16 protein-coding genes and 1 pseudogene are annotated in these 15,128 nt (G+C 66.0%); 6 read left to right on the top strand and 11 right to left on the bottom strand.

Annotation, left to right across the window (positions count from 1 at the left end; all coding sequences use genetic code 11):
• Positions 1 to 10: 10 nt before the first annotated feature.
• The 3 genes from mtrA to HMA55_RS10425 are packed head-to-tail and all read right to left on the bottom strand — an operon-like array spanning position 11 to position 1,681.
• Entirely contained in the window at positions 11 to 694 is a 684-nt protein-coding gene (gene mtrA, locus HMA55_RS10435; protein ID WP_181192987.1) for an MtrAB system response regulator MtrA, read from the bottom strand.
• Between the two features lie 20 nt (positions 695 to 714).
• Complete coding sequence (locus HMA55_RS10430) at positions 715 to 1,323, bottom strand: dTMP kinase (RefSeq protein ID WP_181192986.1); 609 nt, start codon at positions 1,321 to 1,323, stop codon at positions 715 to 717.
• A gap of 4 nt (positions 1,324 to 1,327) precedes the next feature.
• The gene (locus HMA55_RS10425; RefSeq protein WP_181192985.1) at positions 1,328 to 1,681 is read right to left on the bottom strand and encodes a DUF4259 domain-containing protein; all 354 of its coding nucleotides are present in this window, start codon (positions 1,679 to 1,681) and stop codon (positions 1,328 to 1,330) included.
• 226 nt (positions 1,682 to 1,907) lie between these two features.
• On the opposite strand from HMA55_RS10425, the gene HMA55_RS10420 reads away from it, so the two are divergent.
• Positions 1,908 to 2,924: a hypothetical protein gene (locus tag HMA55_RS10420; protein WP_181192984.1), complete on the top strand. Its 1,017-nt coding sequence runs from the start codon at positions 1,908 to 1,910 to the stop codon at positions 2,922 to 2,924.
• Between the two features lie 103 nt (positions 2,925 to 3,027).
• On the opposite strand, the gene manA is transcribed toward HMA55_RS10420, so the two are convergent.
• From manA to HMA55_RS10400, 4 genes are read right to left on the bottom strand one after another with little or no spacing between them, the layout of a single operon-like run.
• Positions 3,028 to 4,206, bottom strand: coding sequence for a mannose-6-phosphate isomerase, class I (gene manA, locus HMA55_RS10415; protein WP_181192983.1), 1,179 nt, complete (start codon positions 4,204 to 4,206; stop codon positions 3,028 to 3,030).
• 10 nt (positions 4,207 to 4,216) lie between these two features.
• Positions 4,217 to 5,218, bottom strand: a complete 1,002-nt coding sequence (locus HMA55_RS10410; RefSeq protein ID WP_181192982.1) for a hypothetical protein — start codon at positions 5,216 to 5,218, stop codon at positions 4,217 to 4,219.
• 25 nt (positions 5,219 to 5,243) lie between these two features.
• Positions 5,244 to 6,623, bottom strand: a complete 1,380-nt coding sequence (locus HMA55_RS10405) for a phosphomannomutase/phosphoglucomutase (RefSeq protein WP_181192981.1) — start codon at positions 6,621 to 6,623, stop codon at positions 5,244 to 5,246.
• 36 nt (positions 6,624 to 6,659) lie between these two features.
• Positions 6,660 to 7,145, bottom strand: coding sequence for a DUF3499 domain-containing protein (locus HMA55_RS10400; protein WP_257802607.1), 486 nt, complete (start codon positions 7,143 to 7,145; stop codon positions 6,660 to 6,662).
• A gap of 93 nt (positions 7,146 to 7,238) precedes the next feature.
• On the opposite strand from HMA55_RS10400, the gene HMA55_RS10395 reads away from it, so the two are divergent.
• Positions 7,239 to 7,712 (top strand): metallopeptidase family protein, encoded by a 474-nt coding sequence (locus tag HMA55_RS10395; protein ID WP_181192979.1) that lies wholly within the window; start codon positions 7,239 to 7,241, stop codon positions 7,710 to 7,712.
• Between the two features lie 20 nt (positions 7,713 to 7,732).
• On the opposite strand, the gene HMA55_RS10390 is transcribed toward HMA55_RS10395, so the two are convergent.
• The 3 genes from HMA55_RS10390 to HMA55_RS10380 all read right to left on the bottom strand — a co-directional run bounded on the left by HMA55_RS10390 (position 7,733) and on the right by HMA55_RS10380 (position 10,391).
• Positions 7,733 to 7,981 (bottom strand): WhiB family transcriptional regulator, encoded by a 249-nt coding sequence (locus HMA55_RS10390; protein ID WP_181193056.1) that lies wholly within the window; start codon positions 7,979 to 7,981, stop codon positions 7,733 to 7,735.
• 326 nt (positions 7,982 to 8,307) lie between these two features.
• Positions 8,308 to 9,426, bottom strand: a complete 1,119-nt coding sequence (gene manB, locus HMA55_RS10385) for a mannose-1-phosphate guanylyltransferase (protein WP_235961949.1) — start codon at positions 9,424 to 9,426, stop codon at positions 8,308 to 8,310.
• Entirely contained in the window at positions 9,426 to 10,391 is a 966-nt protein-coding gene (locus HMA55_RS10380) for a glycosyltransferase family 2 protein (protein WP_181192978.1), read from the bottom strand. Before HMA55_RS10380 ends, manB begins: the two co-directional genes overlap by 1 nt.
• 82 nt (positions 10,392 to 10,473) lie before the next feature.
• Here HMA55_RS10380 and HMA55_RS10375 point away from each other — a divergent pair, with 82 nt between their 5' ends.
• The 4 genes from HMA55_RS10375 to HMA55_RS10360 all read left to right on the top strand — a co-directional run bounded on the left by HMA55_RS10375 (position 10,474) and on the right by HMA55_RS10360 (position 14,888).
• Positions 10,474 to 12,054 (top strand): LCP family protein, encoded by a 1,581-nt coding sequence (locus tag HMA55_RS10375; RefSeq protein ID WP_181192977.1) that lies wholly within the window; start codon positions 10,474 to 10,476, stop codon positions 12,052 to 12,054.
• A 132-nt stretch (positions 12,055 to 12,186) separates the two neighbouring features.
• Positions 12,187 to 13,797: an AbgT family transporter gene (locus HMA55_RS10370; RefSeq protein WP_181192976.1), complete on the top strand. Its 1,611-nt coding sequence runs from the start codon at positions 12,187 to 12,189 to the stop codon at positions 13,795 to 13,797.
• Positions 13,798 to 13,824: 27 nt separating this feature from the next.
• Positions 13,825 to 14,490, top strand: a complete 666-nt coding sequence (locus HMA55_RS10365) for a TIGR03089 family protein (RefSeq protein WP_181192975.1) — start codon at positions 13,825 to 13,827, stop codon at positions 14,488 to 14,490.
• A gap of 41 nt (positions 14,491 to 14,531) precedes the next feature.
• The gene (locus HMA55_RS10360; RefSeq protein ID WP_181192974.1) at positions 14,532 to 14,888 is read left to right on the top strand and encodes a hypothetical protein; all 357 of its coding nucleotides are present in this window, start codon (positions 14,532 to 14,534) and stop codon (positions 14,886 to 14,888) included.
• A gap of 70 nt (positions 14,889 to 14,958) precedes the next feature.
• Here HMA55_RS10360 and HMA55_RS10355 read toward each other — a convergent pair.
• Positions 14,959 to 15,128, bottom strand: a pseudogene (locus tag HMA55_RS10355) (IS30 family transposase); the annotation flags it as partial.

Here is a 15,128-nt window from a genome sequence, read left to right as displayed (position 1 = left end):
CGTCCAGGTGCTACACCTCCGACTTCCCGGTCTTGTACCCCACGCCACGCACGGTGAGGATGATCTCCGGGTTTTCCGGGTCGTGCTCAATCTTGGAGCGCAGTCGCTGCACATGCACGTTGACCAGACGGGTGTCCGAAGCGTTGCGGTAGCCCCACACCGATTCCAGCAGCTCCTCGCGCGAGTGCACCTGGTTGGGCTTGCGGGCCATCTCCACCAGCAGGTCGAACTCCAGCGGAGTCAGCTGGATCTCTTCCTCGCCCCGGGTGACGGTGTGCTGTGGCACATCCACGGTGAGATCACCAACCTCCAGCACGTCCGCCGGCGTATCATCAGTGCGGCGCAGGCGGGCGCGGATGCGTGCGACAAGCTCCTTCGGCTTGAACGGCTTGGTGATGTAGTCGTCCGCGCCAGACTCCAAGCCCAGCACCACGTCCACCGTGTCCGTCTTCGCGGTGAGCATGACAATCGGCACCGCGGACTCTTTGCGGATCTCACGGCAGATGTCAATGCCATTCATGCCCGGCAACATCAGGTCCAACAGAATCAGATCCGGGTCGAAGGAACGGAAGGACGCCACCGCCTCGGCCCCGTCGGTCACCGAGCTGGTTTGGAAACCCTCTGCCTCCAACACGATGGTCAACATCTCGTTGATCGCGGGATCATCGTCCACGACGAGAATCTTCGGGGCCATGCGTCCTCCTCACTACGTGCTTACTGCGCCAGCTCGCCCAATGCCTGCATGATAACCGCCGGATCCGAGGTCCGAAGCCACCGACTCCCCCAGTTCATCTCCGCCAATTCCGCGTACGCCTCGAATGTTGCGGCCTGCAGCCCGGCGTCGCGCTCGTAGCGGTCGCGGGTACGCGACTCGTCCTGCTCCTCGCGGGCCGCAGCGCGCTCGCGCGCCACATCCGGGTTGGTGTCCACCAGCACCTGCAGGTCCGGCTTCGGCAGCGAAAGCTTTTCAAACTCGAGCTCGTACACCCATTTCACGGCCGCCGGGTCCCCGGTTCGCGCCTTCGTGTAAGCCGCGTTGGAGGCGACGTAGCGGTCCAAGATAATTACGCGATCCGGTGCGGCCGCGAAGCCGTCGAGAAGCGATTTGGCCCCATGCCTGTCCAGCGCGAAGAGGGTGGCCATGCCGAACGCCGAATCCGTCAGATCACCCATCCGGCCGTGGAGCGCATCGTGCGCCAGCTGCGCATGCACGGAATCCGCGTAGCGGGGAAAGGCGAGCGTGTCCGCCCCAGAGCGCTGCTGGACAGCGGTGACGAGCGTGTTCTTCCCCGCCCCGTCAATACCTTCTACCGCGACGATCATGCCGCTACGCCAGTGCTTCCAGGAACTGCTCAAGATCCTGGTCGGTGTCGGCTTCCTCCAGCACCACGGCAGCGGACTCCACCAGCTGCTCGTCCATCTCGTCCGGGCGACGGCGGATAAACGGGTAGTTTTCCGCGATCTCTCCAGCGGAAAACGGCGCTCCTGCCCAGATCGCAGCGATGGTGGCGGCGGCCTGGCCGTTGAGCAGCTCGTCCTCGCTGGGCGCATCCTGCTTCGCTGCCAGCAGAACCGCGTCGCGGACCGCCTCGAAGATTTCCTCAAAATCGAGGTCCACCAACTCGTCCAGAAAGTCCGTGTTGGTGTCGACCGTGAAAATCTCCTCGTCCCAAGTACTCACTGCGGCGTTCCTTCCCTTCGATGTGCGCGAGCGGACGCCCACGCGATGCCTTCTATCCATCTATATACGGCATACACCTACCCCGGGGCAGGCAAACGCGCTGTAACGGACCCGCGAAAGGGGTTCCGTAATCACCATTCGCGTGCTATAAACAGTGCTGCAGAACAAAAAGTTATCAAGTTGTGATCAAACACGGGTCCAACGTGACCTGCGGGAGGAGCGCACCGTGGAAGGGACAGCACGCCGGGTGTCCGTGTTTTTCGGCGCGGGTGTTGTGCTAGCGGCCCTCGTCGGTTTCACCGTCTGGGCCACCTCCACGCCGGGGCAGAACAACCGCGCCGGGTTCACAGCCGACGCGGCGGGTACCTCCGATCCGAGTTCCACAGCCCCGGCGGGCCGGTCGGCATCCAGCCCGACCACCGCTACCGTGACCGAGGACGAAACCCGCACCGTGCGCAGCTCCAGCAACCAGGCGCGCGAACATGGCCGGCAGGCAGCCGCTGAGGCCGAGCCGCGCGAGCTCCGGCACGTGGCAGGTGCGGCGCCATCCGGCTACAACGCGGAGCGCGACCCCTACATGCCCCCGCACGCCGTAGTGGCCCCAGCACCGGGACCAGGACAGCCGCCGCGCGTGTACCGCCCCTCCAACATCGTCCCGTCCCCGGCACCGACGGCGGCACCCCAGGGAACCGATCGCCCAAGCACCGAGCCGTCGCCCGCTTCCGGGCACACCAGCTCGCGCACTCCTACGCCGGTACCGGGCGGGCACAGCGCGCCCGGTACCGGGGCACCCCCGAGCGGCACCCCCGCGACGCCCGCGCCCGGCGGTTCCGAAACACCACCGACGGAACCAGCCGAGCCCACCGGCCAGCCTGCCGTCCAGCCGCCCAGCCGCCCGCAGGAAGGAGCCAATCCTGGAAGCGAACCAGGGGCCGTCCACGAGGGGCAGGAACCGCCGACTGAGACCGCAGAGCAGGCCGCACAGGGAGGCCCAGCTGGAACGGCCCCGCGGCAGGAGGTGGAACCTCGCACGGCCAATGGCGCAGACCGCGGCGCTTCAGAGCCCGCGGCCCCAGCCCAGCCAGCTGCAGCGCACCCGCCCGCCACGCCGAATGCCCCTGCAGCCCAGACGCGCGTGCCGGGAAAGGAGGACGTCGCGGGCTACCCGCACGAAAACCAGGGCATGACTCCGCGCGACGTCATTGACAAGATTGACAAGTTCACGGGCCGCGCGGGCCGCTAGCTTCATTGCGAAGCGCTAGATGGCGGCCCCTCCCACTGGCGGCAGGTTTACGCCCCGGCCACCCCTACGGCGCAGGCCGGCACCGATTGCGTTTATGCTGAGCCTACGCAGTGGCGACAAACAGCTGCGCCGGGCCCGTTGCCGTGAGCGCTACTTCCCCGTCGCTGGCCGGCACCCAAGCCGCGTTGCCCTGGGTGAGTGTGAAATCGCCAGCCACGACGGTCCCGGCGGTGCACAGCACGATCGCAGGGCCGTCTTCGCGCATACGCAGCGTCTCGCCCTCGGCAAGCTCGTGCATGCGGACCGCAAAGCTGTCTACAGGCAGGGCAAACTCGACGCCGCCACGGGAAGGCACCGTCTCCGCCCTGGGGTTATCCAGAGTGGTGAAATCCAGCACGCGAACCAGCTCCGCCACGTCCACGTGCTTGGTGGTCAGGCCACCGCGCAGCACGTTGTCCGAATTCGCCATGACTTCTACACCGAGGCCAGACAGGTACGCGTGCAGCTGGCCCGCCCGGAGAAACGCCGCTTCGCCGGGCGCAAGCGTGAGGACGTTGAGCAGCAGCGCGGCCAACACGCCCACGTCGCCGGGATACGCCTCGTTGAGCTCGAGGAAGACCTGCGCCGCCTCCGTCATCCACGCTGCGTGGTGGCCCTGCGAGACGAGGTGTTCGGCACAGTGCGCCACCGCGTCGATCAGCTCCACCCGCGGTTGCGTCGGCAGTGAAATCAGCGTGGTGAACAGCGCACGCAGGTCGCCGTCGCTGTCTGCGGGCAGCAGGGACGCGTAGCGGTCCAGTTCAGGGCACGACAGCGCCGCAAAGAACGCGGCGGTGTCGGTTGCCGGACGGAAACCCGCCAGCGCGCGAAACGGCGTGAGGGCGACGATGAGCTCCGGCTTGTGGTTCGGGTCCTTGTAGTTGCGGTTCGCGCTGCCGAGCGCGATACCTTGCGCGTTCTCCCGCTCGAAGCCCTCCTGCGCCTGCTCAAGCGATGGGTGGGCCTGAATGCTCAGCGGCGCCGCAGCTGCGAGGAGCTTGACTAGGAACGGCAGTTGGTCGCCGTGCTCGGCTTGCACCCGGGGGCCGAGGGCAGCATCTGGGTCGGCGGCGATGACCTCGTCGAGGCCAATACCGCCCACCGTTGCCGGCGCCGCCGGGTGCGCGCCGAACCACAGTTCAGCCTGGGGTTGCGCACTCGGCGAAGGCTCGCCCCGCAGCTCGGCTATCAACGTGTGCGAGCCCCATGTGTAGGGGCGCAGAGCTCCCGAGAGGTGTTCCATGTCTCTCCTTCTACTCGTCCGTGGCGGCGGAATCCGCGGCGTCGGCGTCCAGCGCCGTCGCAGCGTACGCCCGGGCAACCAGACGCGCCGCGCGGGCCGCCGCGTCAGCGGAGTCCGTCTCCGCGGTCTCCACCCGGCTGCCCGCCTGAACCACCGGGACGGTGGTCTCGCACGACCAAACAACGGTTGTTAAACCTACCAGTTCCGAGGGCCCGTCAAGGTACGGGTCATAGAAGATATCGTCTGCCGGTCCCGCCGGATTTGCCTGCTGAGCCCGCTCAATCGCCTGCGCGAGCTCGTCGGCGTCAACCACGCCGGACGGGATGCCGTGAGTCGACCACAGGGCCGCAGCAACACCTGCGGCAGCGCTGCCACCGCGGCCGAGCCCGGTGTGCACCACCCGGGCGCCGTCGGCCTGGGCGCGCAGCTGGCGGGCCGGGTTAGTCGCCGCATCGCGCTGCGGGGAGGCCAATTCCAACTCCGCATCTGCTTCGCTAGCAAGCAGCTCGAAACGTTCGGCCACAACCTCTGCGGGCTGCCGCGGGAGGGCAAGTATCGCCCCCAGCACCGCGCCCGAACGCAACGGGGAAGCGCCTGCGGTGTTGGGCAGCGCCGGGATGACGGTGGTGGCCTGCGGCGCGTCGTCAAGCAGTGGCCCCCTATCCGGACCTGCGAGGACAGTCTCGGCACCGCGGCCCGCGGCGGTGATCAGCCCCCGCAACGCATCGTCGCGTCCGGCGTTGTCGCCCACCACCACAACGACATCGAGCGGGCCTACGTACGCGGGGAGCACGTCGGTGATCACCACTGGAACCTCCAGCTCGCCAACGAGGGTGACCACCGCGCGAGCGGCAGCTGCTGCCACGTGGTCGGTCGGCAGCACCACCACGCTGCGGGGCCGCAGCCCAGTTAAGCCGGAAAGCGAATGCGCCGCCTGCCCCACCGCCCGAATTTGCGCGCCCTCGTGGGCAACGTCGAAGAAGCGCGCCTCTTCCCTGGAAAATCCGCTCATACCGCGCGAGCCTACGCGCGGAGACCTACCCGCGGATGATGCCGAGGATCTCGCTCGTGAGCGCGTCTACCTCCTCGCGGGTGGGAGCCTCCGCGTTCAGGCGCAACAACGGCTCGGTGTTGGAGGCGCGGACGTTAAACCACGCCTTGGAATCCTTCAGCTGCACCGTCACACCGTCGAGCGTGTCCACAGACTCAGCGCGGTCGCGGAACGCGTCCACCACGCGCTGGGTGGCCGCGGCCTGATCGGCAACCTCGGAGTTGATCTCCCCGGAGGCGGCGTAACGGTCGTATGCCCCCATCAGCTCGCTCAGCGGCGCGTCCTGCTCCGCTAGCGCGGCGAGCACGTGCAGCGCCGCCACCAGGCCGGAGTCCGCGTTGAAGAACTCGGAAAAGTAGTAGTGCGCCGAGTGCTCCCCGCCGAACAGCGCTCCGTGCTCGGCCATCTGCGCCTTGATGTAGGAGTGGCCCACACGGGTACGCACTGCGGTGCCGCCGCGCTCTGCGACGACCTCCGGAACCGCACGGGAGGTAATGAGGTTGTGGATGATCGTCGCACCCGGGTGCTGTGCCAGAGTGCGGGTGGCAATCAGCGCGGTGATCGCGGACGGGGACACCGCCTGCCCACGCTCGTCCACCACGAAGCAGCGGTCCGCGTCTCCGTCGAACGCCAAGCCGATGTCCGCCCCCTGCTCAACCGTGAACTTCTGCAGGTCCACCAGGTTCTTCGGATCCAGGGGGTTCGCCTCGTGGTTGGGGAAGGTGCCGTCGAGCTCGAAGTACAACGGGCGGATGTCAATGTTGCCCAGCCCTCCGAGCACTGCCGGCACCGTCATGCCAGCCATGCCGTTGGCCGCATCCACAGCCACCACAAGCGTGCGCCGGTCCGGCACCGGGACAAGTTCGCGCAGGTAGGAGGCGTACTCGCCGAGGGCATCATGCTTCTCGACGACCCCAGGTTCCCCCGCGAATTCCGGCACGCCCTCGAGGATCATCCGGGCGATCTCACTCAAACCCGTGTCCGTGGACACCGGGGTCGCGCCCGCGCGGCACAGCTTGATGCCGTTGTACTGCGCCGGGTTGTGCGACGCGGTGAACATCGCGCCGGCGCAGCGCTGGGTACCGGCCACAAAGTACAGCTCGTCGGTGGAGGTCAGCCCCAGCAGCGTCACATCGACGCCCTGGCTTGCCGCGCCTTCCGCGAAAGCCTCGGACAACGCGGGAGACGACGGGCGCATGTCGTGGCCCACCGCAATGCGGGTCTCCCCCTCCCCGCGCACAATGCGAGCGAACGCGGCGCCCGCGGTGCGGACGAAGTCCTCGTCGATGGTCCCCCCGACAACGCCGCGGACGTCGTACGCCTTGATCACGCTTGTCAGCGTCTCACTTGTGTGCTCAATTGCCATGGGCGTCATCTTATCGCGCCTGCTCGGCCCAGCTGCTCACTCACCACCCTCGGGGTCGGGAACGATGCGCAGGTGGGAGCGGCGCGCAGCCTTGTGCGCTGCAATCTGCTCCTCCACGCGCTTGGTGCGGTGCACCGGGTGGTTGGAGGTATCGGGGTTGTTGAAATCCTTCTCCGCCGAATACTCGATCGGATCTTGGCCGGTCTCCACCAGGCCCGTTGTCACCCGCCCCGCTTCGCGGACCGCCGCGGCAAGGGCAGTGATGTCGGTGTTTTCGTCGTCCTGATCATCCCCGGCGTCCACGGCGTCGTCGTCAAGCTCGACGTGCTCGACGCGCACCAACTCCCACCCCACCGGGGCCGTAATGTGGGCGGAGTGGCGCTCGCACAGGTCCCACGCGTGCGGGTCGGGAGCGGGGGCAAGCGGGCCGACCACTGCCGTCGAGTCCGCGTACGCGTAGATCAGCGTGGCCACGGCAGGCCGGCCGCATCCGGGGCGGCAACAACGACGGTAAACATTCACGGTGCCAAGTCTAAACCCCTCATTGAGATTTGGGCAGTGCAACGCGGCGCGCCCACACCGCCTCGGGGCGCGAGAGCAATAGGCTTGACCGCTATGACTGCCACCGGCCCATCGCACGTTCAACCGGCCCGCAACCGCCATGGCCGAGGTGTGCGCGGCCCCATCCTGCCGGTGGGCGTGCCGCGCTACCGCACGCGCGACGACGCTTTCAACCAACTGGTTATCGAGGCCTACGCCCCTTTGCACAACCAGTTCTTCGCGGAGCTGGCAGGCGTGGATCTCGCGGTGGACACGATCCCTCGGATGCGGCTCAGCCCCGACATGACCGTGTTCCCGGACGAGATCATCGCCGACGGCCCCGTGCCGCTCGGGCGCGTGCTGCAGGCCGGGGTGGACAGGCGAGGAAACCCAACGCGGGCGCGCTTCGTTGTCTTCCGCATGCCCATTGAGCACCGCAGTGCCAACGCGCAAGAGCGGTCAGAACTCGTTACATGGGTTCTGACCGCTCTCGTGGCGAACTACCTCAACCTTGACCCGCGGACGATCGACCAGGACTTTCCCTGGTAGCCCGACCAGATCCCGGCAGGTTAGCCGATCTGCTTTTTTAGTCGGCGACGCTCTCGGTCAGAGAGTCCGCCCCAGATACCGAAGCGCTCGTCATGCTCCAGTGCATACTCCAGGCATTCGTCGCGTACGGCACAGGCCCTGCAGATCCGCTTCGCCTCACGGGTGGAGCCGCCCTTCTCGGGGAAGAACGCCTCCGGATCGGTTTGGGCGCACAGCGCCTGGTCCTGCCACTCCTGCTCGACGGCGCCGAACAACTCGTCGAGGGTCATTCCTCCTGCAGCTGCGCCGCGGAGGATGGCGTCTGCCTGGTTTTCCACGCCATTACCTTCCTTAGTTGCTAGTCGGTCGTAAAAGAGTGGTGCCCACAGCACCCAGGACGGGTTCTGTGGATGACACTGTTGTGATTACACACCCCGACACTAAATAGCCGCAACCAGAATTTCCCGCTTTGCGTCCCGTGGCCCCCAATTCCCACGTCGCGCGTCCCACAAGTCACACCCGTCACAACCGCGCGATTATGGGGGCACCATATGGGGGTACTACATGTGGTAGCGGAGCTCGCGAGAGCAACTATTTTGCGAGTTTGGCGTGTCGCTTACGCGTCCGGTGAGAAACGCACTCCCGAATCCGGAATCTCCACACCCGGCCAGACACGCATACCCGCCTGCAATTCACAGCGCGCGCCGATGCGGGCGCCCTCCCCAATGACGCAGTCGGTGATCCGCGCGTTCGCACCGATCGTCGCCCCGGCAGCGATGATGGAGTTTCGCACCATCGCCCCCGGCTCGATGGTCACCCCGTCGAAGATCACCGAGTCGTCCACGCGCGAACCCGCACCGATCTCACAACCGCGGCCTACTGCCGTGCCGCCCATCAGAATGACGCCGTGGGCCACGCCGGCAGACTCGTCCACCAGTGATTCACCCGTGCGCCCTTGCAGCAGAGGCGAGTACGCGATGCCGCGAACCACGTCCGAAGACCCCTGGACGAAATCGTCCGGCCGCCCCATATCGCGCCAGTACGAGGAATCAACGTGGCCGACCACCTTGGCGCCGGACTCCAGAAGTCCCGGGAACGTCTCGCGCTCCACCGAGACCACGCGCCCCGCCGGAATCTGTTCGATCACGGAGCGCTTAAACACGTAGCAGCCAGCGTTGATCTGATCGGTCGGCGGGTCTTCCGTCTTCTCCAAAAACGCCAGCACATTACCGTCCGCATCCGTCGGCACCGAGCCAAATGCGCGAGGATCCGGCACCCGCACCAAGTGCAGGGTCACATCGGCGTCCTTCTCCACGTGCGTGTCCGCAATGGCGGACAGGTCCGCCCCCGAGAGCACATCGCCGTTGAACACCATGGCGTTGTCGTAGCGCAGCTTTGCAAAGACGTTGCGGATGCCGCCGCCGGTGCCCAGCGCCTCTTCCTCCACCACGTACTCGATTTCGAGGCCGAAATCGGAGCCGTCACCGAAGTACTCCTCGAACACCTCGGCCTTGTACGAAGTGCCCAAAACTACATGGCGCATCCCGGCTTCGCGGATGCGCGCCAGAAGGTGCGCCAAGAACGGGTACCCGGCCGTAGGCAACATCGGCTTCGGGGTGGACACCGTCAGCGGGCGCAAGCGCGTGCCTCGCCCACCCACCAGGATCACCGCATCCATCTCGGTGACCGCACTGTCGGGCGCCTGCGCGCCAGCAATATGCTGCGAATTTTCCATCAACCCTGTCCTTTTTCTCGTGCTCTCTTCACGTCGCCCGTTTTGGCCGGTTTACGCAGTCCAAGTTGGAACGCCCCCCGCACTTTCAACCCCAGCCATAGGGCCCAGCGCAGCGGCGCCTGCCACGCGTGCGGGTGCCGGTCGCGTTGGAACCGGTAGGCAGATCCGTGGTGCGCTGGCACCGTCAACTTCCGGTACTTGCCGGCCACGTGCCCCTGGTCGTGCAGGATCACCGATGACGGGCAGTAGAGGTTCGTCCACCCGGCACGGGACAGGCGGTCACCGAAATCGATGTCCTCGAGGTACATGAAGTAGCGCTCGTCGAATCCGCCGATGGCGTCAAAGGCATCCCACCGCACCAGCAGGCACGCTCCAGACAGCCATCCGGCGGTGCGCTGCACATGCATGTTGGCGTTCGCCCGGTAGGCGCGGGAAAACGGGTTGGCGGGCCAGACGTCGTATAGCAACGCGTGCCCGATACCCGTGGTCAGGCCGGGAACCTCGCGGGCGCTGGGGTAGGCGGAGCCGTCCGCCTCCTCGATGCGCGGTCCCGCCGCGCCAGCCTGCGGCGCTGCATCGATGCAGCTGATCAGCTCATCGATGCTGCCGGGCCCGAACTCGACGTCCGGGTTGACAATGAGGAAGTAGTCTCCGCGCACCGCGTTCGCTTCCCGGCGCTCCGACAGCGCCGCCACAGCCGCGTTGATGGCGGCGCCGTAGCCGATGTTGCCCCCGGTAGAAAAGAACTCGACATTGTCGTGTTCCGCAGCAGCGCGCTCAGGCACCCCGTCCGTCGAGCCGTTGTCCGCGCAGATCAGATGGACCCGCTCAGACGACGCCGCATCGAGCGAGTGAATAAGGTGCGACAAATGCTCGCCGGGCGAGTACGTCACCGTAATAACAGCGAGCGGCGCGCGGGCTGCCGTCGAGTAGGGAGAATCTGCGTTCACAATGGCAGGAATCATACCCACCGGCGAACCCGAAATTGGTGTACGGCACAGCTCGCCGCGGGCGGAATTTGCGCCGGGATGTCGTATACTTCCCCGCGTGACTGACCCCAACCGGCGCGCCCGCGACATTCAGGCGGCACCGTCGCGAACGCGCGACGTGTCGCAGTCCGGCCATCCGGTAGTCAAAGGGGTGCTGGCAGTCCTGTCCGCCACCGCGATTTTGCTTTCCGGCGTGGGATACTTCGCCGTCGGACGCCTCGGCGGGCAGCTCTCCGCTTCCGAACTGGACGTGAGCAGCCAGAGCAAGACCAAAGGGAAGAGCAACAAAGAGGCGGCATCGCTCGACGGTGCGGTAGACATCCTGCTCGTGGGCTCTGACTCGCGCACGGACGCCCAGGGTAACCCGCTGAGCGAGGAGGAGCTTGCCCGCTTGAACGCCGGCGTGGCCGACGGTGAAGTGAATACCGACACGATCATGGTCATCCGCATTCCCGAGGACGGATCGAAGGCGACGGCGGTGTCCATCCCGCGTGACACGTACGTCCACGACGAGACCTACGGCAACTTGAAGATCAACGGCATCTACGGCGCGTACGCAGCCGCGAAGCGCGAAGAGCTGGTGGAAGAGCAGGGCATGTCCGAAGGGCAGAACTTGGAGCAGCAAGTGGCCCGCGCAGGTCAGGAAGGGTTGATCGACGCGGTGGCGAACCTCACCGGTGTTGAGGTCGACCACTTCGCACAGGTGGGGTTACTCGGATTTGTCCTGCTCACAGACGCCGTCGGCGGCGTCACGGTCTGCCTGAATGACGCGGTGGACGAGCCGTTGTCCGGCGCCCACTTCCCCGCTGGTGTGCAAACGCTGAACGGAACGCAGGCGCTATCGTTCGTCCGCCAGCGGCACGACCTCCCGCGCGGCGACCTCGACCGCATTGTGCGCCAGCAGGTGTTCATGGCATCCCTGGTGCGTAACATGCTCTCTGCCGGGACGCTGACCAACCCTGCGCGGCTGCGTGAGTTGGCCAACGCCGCGGAGCGCTCCGTGACCCTGGATAAAGGGTGGGACGTTGTCCAGTTTGCCCAGCAACTTTCGGGACTGGCCGGGGACAACGTCACGTTCACCACTATCCCCGTCACCTCGGTCAACGGGGTGGGCGACTACGGCGAGTCCATCATCACGGTCGATGTCGCCCAAGTGCACCGGTTTATGGAGGACGCTGTCGAGCCCGCCGACCGCACAACTGAAACGTCTGCCCCCGCTACGGCGGACGCTACCGTCTTCGGCAGCCACCAGGTGATCGTGCTCAATGCCGGCGGTGTTCCGGGGCAGGCCAGCCGAGTGGGCGAAGAGCTGGGCAAGGAAGGTGTCACGGTCGGCGAGGTAGCCAACGCGATGGAGGGACTGTACTTCCAGAGCCAGGTAGTCACCTCCGACGTTGAGGATCCCGCCGCCCAGGAGCTGGCTCGCTTGCTCGGCGGGGTGCCGGTTGTGGCCAACGCTTCGCTGGAGCCGGGAACGCTGGTGGCCGTCGTCTCCGACGACTATGCCGGCCCCGGCGCGATGTCCGCAGAAGAAGCCGAGCAGGACGCGCCCGTGGGCACTCCGGGCGAGGACTTCGGCGCAACGGGAATCGCTCCGGAGATCACCGCTGACGGCGACAGCCCCCGCTGCGTGAACTAGCGCCCCGGGCGGGAGTCTTGCGGCGCAACCGGGATCCACCGGTCGCGCGATTCCATGTACCGAGAATCAAATTCCAGGCATTTTACTCATTTGCCGGAAAATTATGCACCCTCTTTGGTAGAACCAGAGTGCATGACACGAGCAACGCGGCCCGAGCCGACACAAGACACCGATCCACCGAAGAAGGCGGGCGTGACCGATCGCGTCCTCAACGGCATTGAAAAGGTGGGCAATAAGCTCCCCGAGCCGTTTACCCTCTTCCTCATTCTCTTCCTCATCACCGCAGTCATTTCCACCGCGATGGCCTGGTCCGGGGCGCAGGTGCAGGTTCCCGGCTCTGACGAGGTGCGGCCCATCCACGGCTTTTTCACTAAAGAGGGCCTGGCCTGGTTCACGGTGAACCTGGGCAAGAACTACGTCGGCTTCCCGCCGCTGGTGTACGTCTTGCCCATCATCTTGGCGGTAGGTATTGCCGAGCGTTCCGGGATGCTCTCCGCCTTGATCCGCCGCTTGTTCGGTTCGGCGAACAAGACGGTGCTGCCATACGCCGTAGGTGTCATCGGCGTGTCCGCTTCCCTGATCGCGGATCCGGCCTTCATTGTCATCCCGCCGCTGGCCGCCATGGTGTTCAAGGCCGCGGGCCGCCACCCGGTCGCCGGCTTGCTCGGCGGCTTCGCATCGGTCGGTGCGGGTTACGCCACCTCCATCCTGCCCGGCTCCCTAGACGCGTTGTTCGCCGGCATCACCAACTCCGTCATGGAGGCGCTGCCGGGCCTAGACGCTGGCGAAGTCACGGTCGTCTCCAACTACTGGTTCAACATCGCCTCCGCGTCGATTCTGGGTTTCCTGTCCGGCCTCATCATCGACAAGGTGCTCGAACCCCGCCTGAACACACTCGGCGTGCCCACCGAGGTCGCCGCGGGCGAGGACGCGCCGGATCTCGACCCGCACGGCAACGAAATCACAGCCGAGCTCACCCCGGCCGAGAAACGCGGCCTGACCGCCACCCTGTGGGCGACGCTGGCCCTCACCGTCGCAGGTACGATCGCGGTGCTGTTGCCCGGCTCTCCGTGGCGTAACGAAGAGGGCAACTTCCTGCCGGACTCCCCGCTGATGCAGTCCACCGTGTTCATCGTCGTGCTCTACTTCGTGGTCATGGGCTTGGTGTACGGCATCGCCGCCGGCACCGTGAAGAGCGTTCCCGACGTCACGGAGATGATGGCGGCCGCCATCAAGGAAATGACCGGCTTCCTCGTGCTCGCGTTCATCCTCGGCCAGTTCATCGCGTTGTTTAACTGGTCCGGCATCGGTACCTGGACCGCCGTCAAGGGTGCGCAGGCGCTGGAGTCTGCGGGTATCGACGGCTTCGGGGCCATCCTCGCATTCGTTATCCTCGCGTCCTGCCTGAACTTGCTCATCATCTCCGGTTCGGCACTGTGGACGCTCATGGCCGCTGTGTTCGTGCCGATGTTCGCGCTGCTCGGCTTCGACCCGGCGTTTATTCAGGCGGCGTACCGTGTGGGCGATTCCGCAACGCAGATCATCACCCCGCTCAACCCGTACATCATTGTTATTCTCACCCAGCTGCGGCGCTACGAGCCGAAGGCCGGCATCGGCACGCTCATGTCGCGCCTGATTGTCTTTTCCGTGGCGTTCTGGCTGTTCTGGTTGACGCTGCTGTTCATCTGGTACCAGTTCGATCTCCCGTTGGGCCCCGGCGCGTCGATCATGCTGGCGTCGTAAAGCGTTTGCCCCTTACGATGGGCGAGCATGAGCATGCTCGCACCGCTGTTGCACACCGATCCCTCTTCGCCGCGCCTGACCGTCTACGACGACTCGCGCGGCGTACGCATGGATTTTTCGGCGCAGACGCTGGATAACTGGGCGAGCAAGGTCGCCAACATGCTCGACGATGAGTTCGACCTCGCCCCTGACGGCAGCGTCGCCATCGATCTCCCCGTGTCGTGGCAGGCAGCGGTCATCGCCATCGGCACGTACAACTCGTCGCGCACTCCGCTTATCGACGCCTCCGGTACCTCCTCCCCCGACGTCATCTTCACCACGCTCGAAGGCGCGGCGCGATGGGACGACGTGCCGGATTGCGTCGTCGTCTCCGACGACCCTTTCGGCCGCGGAGTTGTGGAAGCTGGCGGCGACCTGCCTGTTGGCACCGTGGACTTCGGACCCACGGTGCGGTTTTACGGCGACGCCTACTTCGGCGACTCGCCGCAGCTGCACACCTTCACCGAACCCGGCATCGGTGCCGAGCGCTACCTTGTGCAGAACTGGCACAGTACCGAGGAGTTCACCACCTCGGTGCTGGCCCCCATCGCCGCCGGCGGGTCCGTCGTTGTGGTGGCAGGGCTCGTTTCGGCGGAGCGGCTGCAAGACATCGCCCGGACGGAAAAGGCCACCCGCTTTATTGACGGACAATAAGCCCCAATCCGCTATCCTGAGACGGATATGAGCTCGCGCCGATGAAGGGACTTTTTATGATCACCCGCTCCATTTCCCGCCACGCCGTCGCCGCCGGTGCTGCCGTCGCTGTCGTGGCGGGTGGTCTCTCCCCGGTTGCCACCGCCGCACCGGCGAGTACCCAGGCAGACGCGCCCGCGCGGGAGACCGCCGAAGGTGCGCGCGCAACCGGACCGGGCAGCTCCGACTTCACGCAGGCTGAGGTGGATAACGCGAAGCGCTTCGCGGGGCTGCTCGCCGGCATTCTTGCCGTCCTTGTCACCTTCGGCGTGGCCGGCCTGTACTTCGCCAGCCCGCACCTTGGCATCCAGCTGCCGGATCTGCCGGGTCTGCCTGGTCTGCCTGGCCTGCCGAGATAGCGCAGCGCGCCGTCCGTTACGCAAACCCCGAGTAAGCGACCCCGAGTACGGCCGTTTTCGGGCGGCGGGATCAAGCGGTTAATGCGCCACGTTTGAATATTTGCTGGAGTATCTCACGTGGGGTTGCTCCGCCGAGGACTTGTCGGGGTGTGTCGTTGAGTTCGTCTTGCACCCAGGCGACGTGCTCGGGGGTGACTTCGGCGAAGTCGGTGCCTTTCTTGTAGAAGCGGCGGCGGATCT

This window comes from Corynebacterium wankanglinii (genome assembly GCF_013601005.1).
Taxonomy (GTDB): Bacteria; Actinomycetota; Actinomycetes; order Mycobacteriales; family Mycobacteriaceae; genus Corynebacterium; species Corynebacterium wankanglinii.
Note: the sequence above shows the minus strand (reverse complement) of the source record. Positions and strands in the feature narration are given on the sequence as shown.

Coding starts and splice junctions, on each gene's coding strand:
- HMA55_RS10395 (WP_181192979.1), top strand. CDS start 7,239: ATGACTGCCACCGGCCCATCGCACGTTCAACCGGCCCGCAACCGCCAT.
- HMA55_RS10410 (WP_181192982.1), bottom strand. CDS start 5,218: ATGAGCGGATTTTCCAGGGAAGAGGCGCGCTTCTTCGACGTTGCCCAC.
- HMA55_RS10370 (WP_181192976.1), top strand. CDS start 12,187: ATGACACGAGCAACGCGGCCCGAGCCGACACAAGACACCGATCCACCG.
- HMA55_RS10430 (WP_181192986.1), bottom strand. CDS start 1,323: ATGATCGTCGCGGTAGAAGGTATTGACGGGGCGGGGAAGAACACGCTC.
- manB (WP_235961949.1), bottom strand. CDS start 9,426: ATGGAAAATTCGCAGCATATTGCTGGCGCGCAGGCGCCCGACAGTGCG.
- HMA55_RS10365 (WP_181192975.1), top strand. CDS start 13,825: ATGAGCATGCTCGCACCGCTGTTGCACACCGATCCCTCTTCGCCGCGC.
- HMA55_RS10390 (WP_181193056.1), bottom strand. CDS start 7,981: ATGACCCTCGACGAGTTGTTCGGCGCCGTCGAGCAGGAGTGGCAGGAC.
- mtrA (WP_181192987.1), bottom strand. CDS start 694: ATGGCCCCGAAGATTCTCGTCGTGGACGATGATCCCGCGATCAACGAG.
- HMA55_RS10380 (WP_181192978.1), bottom strand. CDS start 10,391: ATGATTCCTGCCATTGTGAACGCAGATTCTCCCTACTCGACGGCAGCC.
- manA (WP_181192983.1), bottom strand. CDS start 4,206: ATGGAACACCTCTCGGGAGCTCTGCGCCCCTACACATGGGGCTCGCAC.
- HMA55_RS10405 (WP_181192981.1), bottom strand. CDS start 6,623: ATGGCAATTGAGCACACAAGTGAGACGCTGACAAGCGTGATCAAGGCG.
- HMA55_RS10360 (WP_181192974.1), top strand. CDS start 14,532: ATGAAGGGACTTTTTATGATCACCCGCTCCATTTCCCGCCACGCCGTC.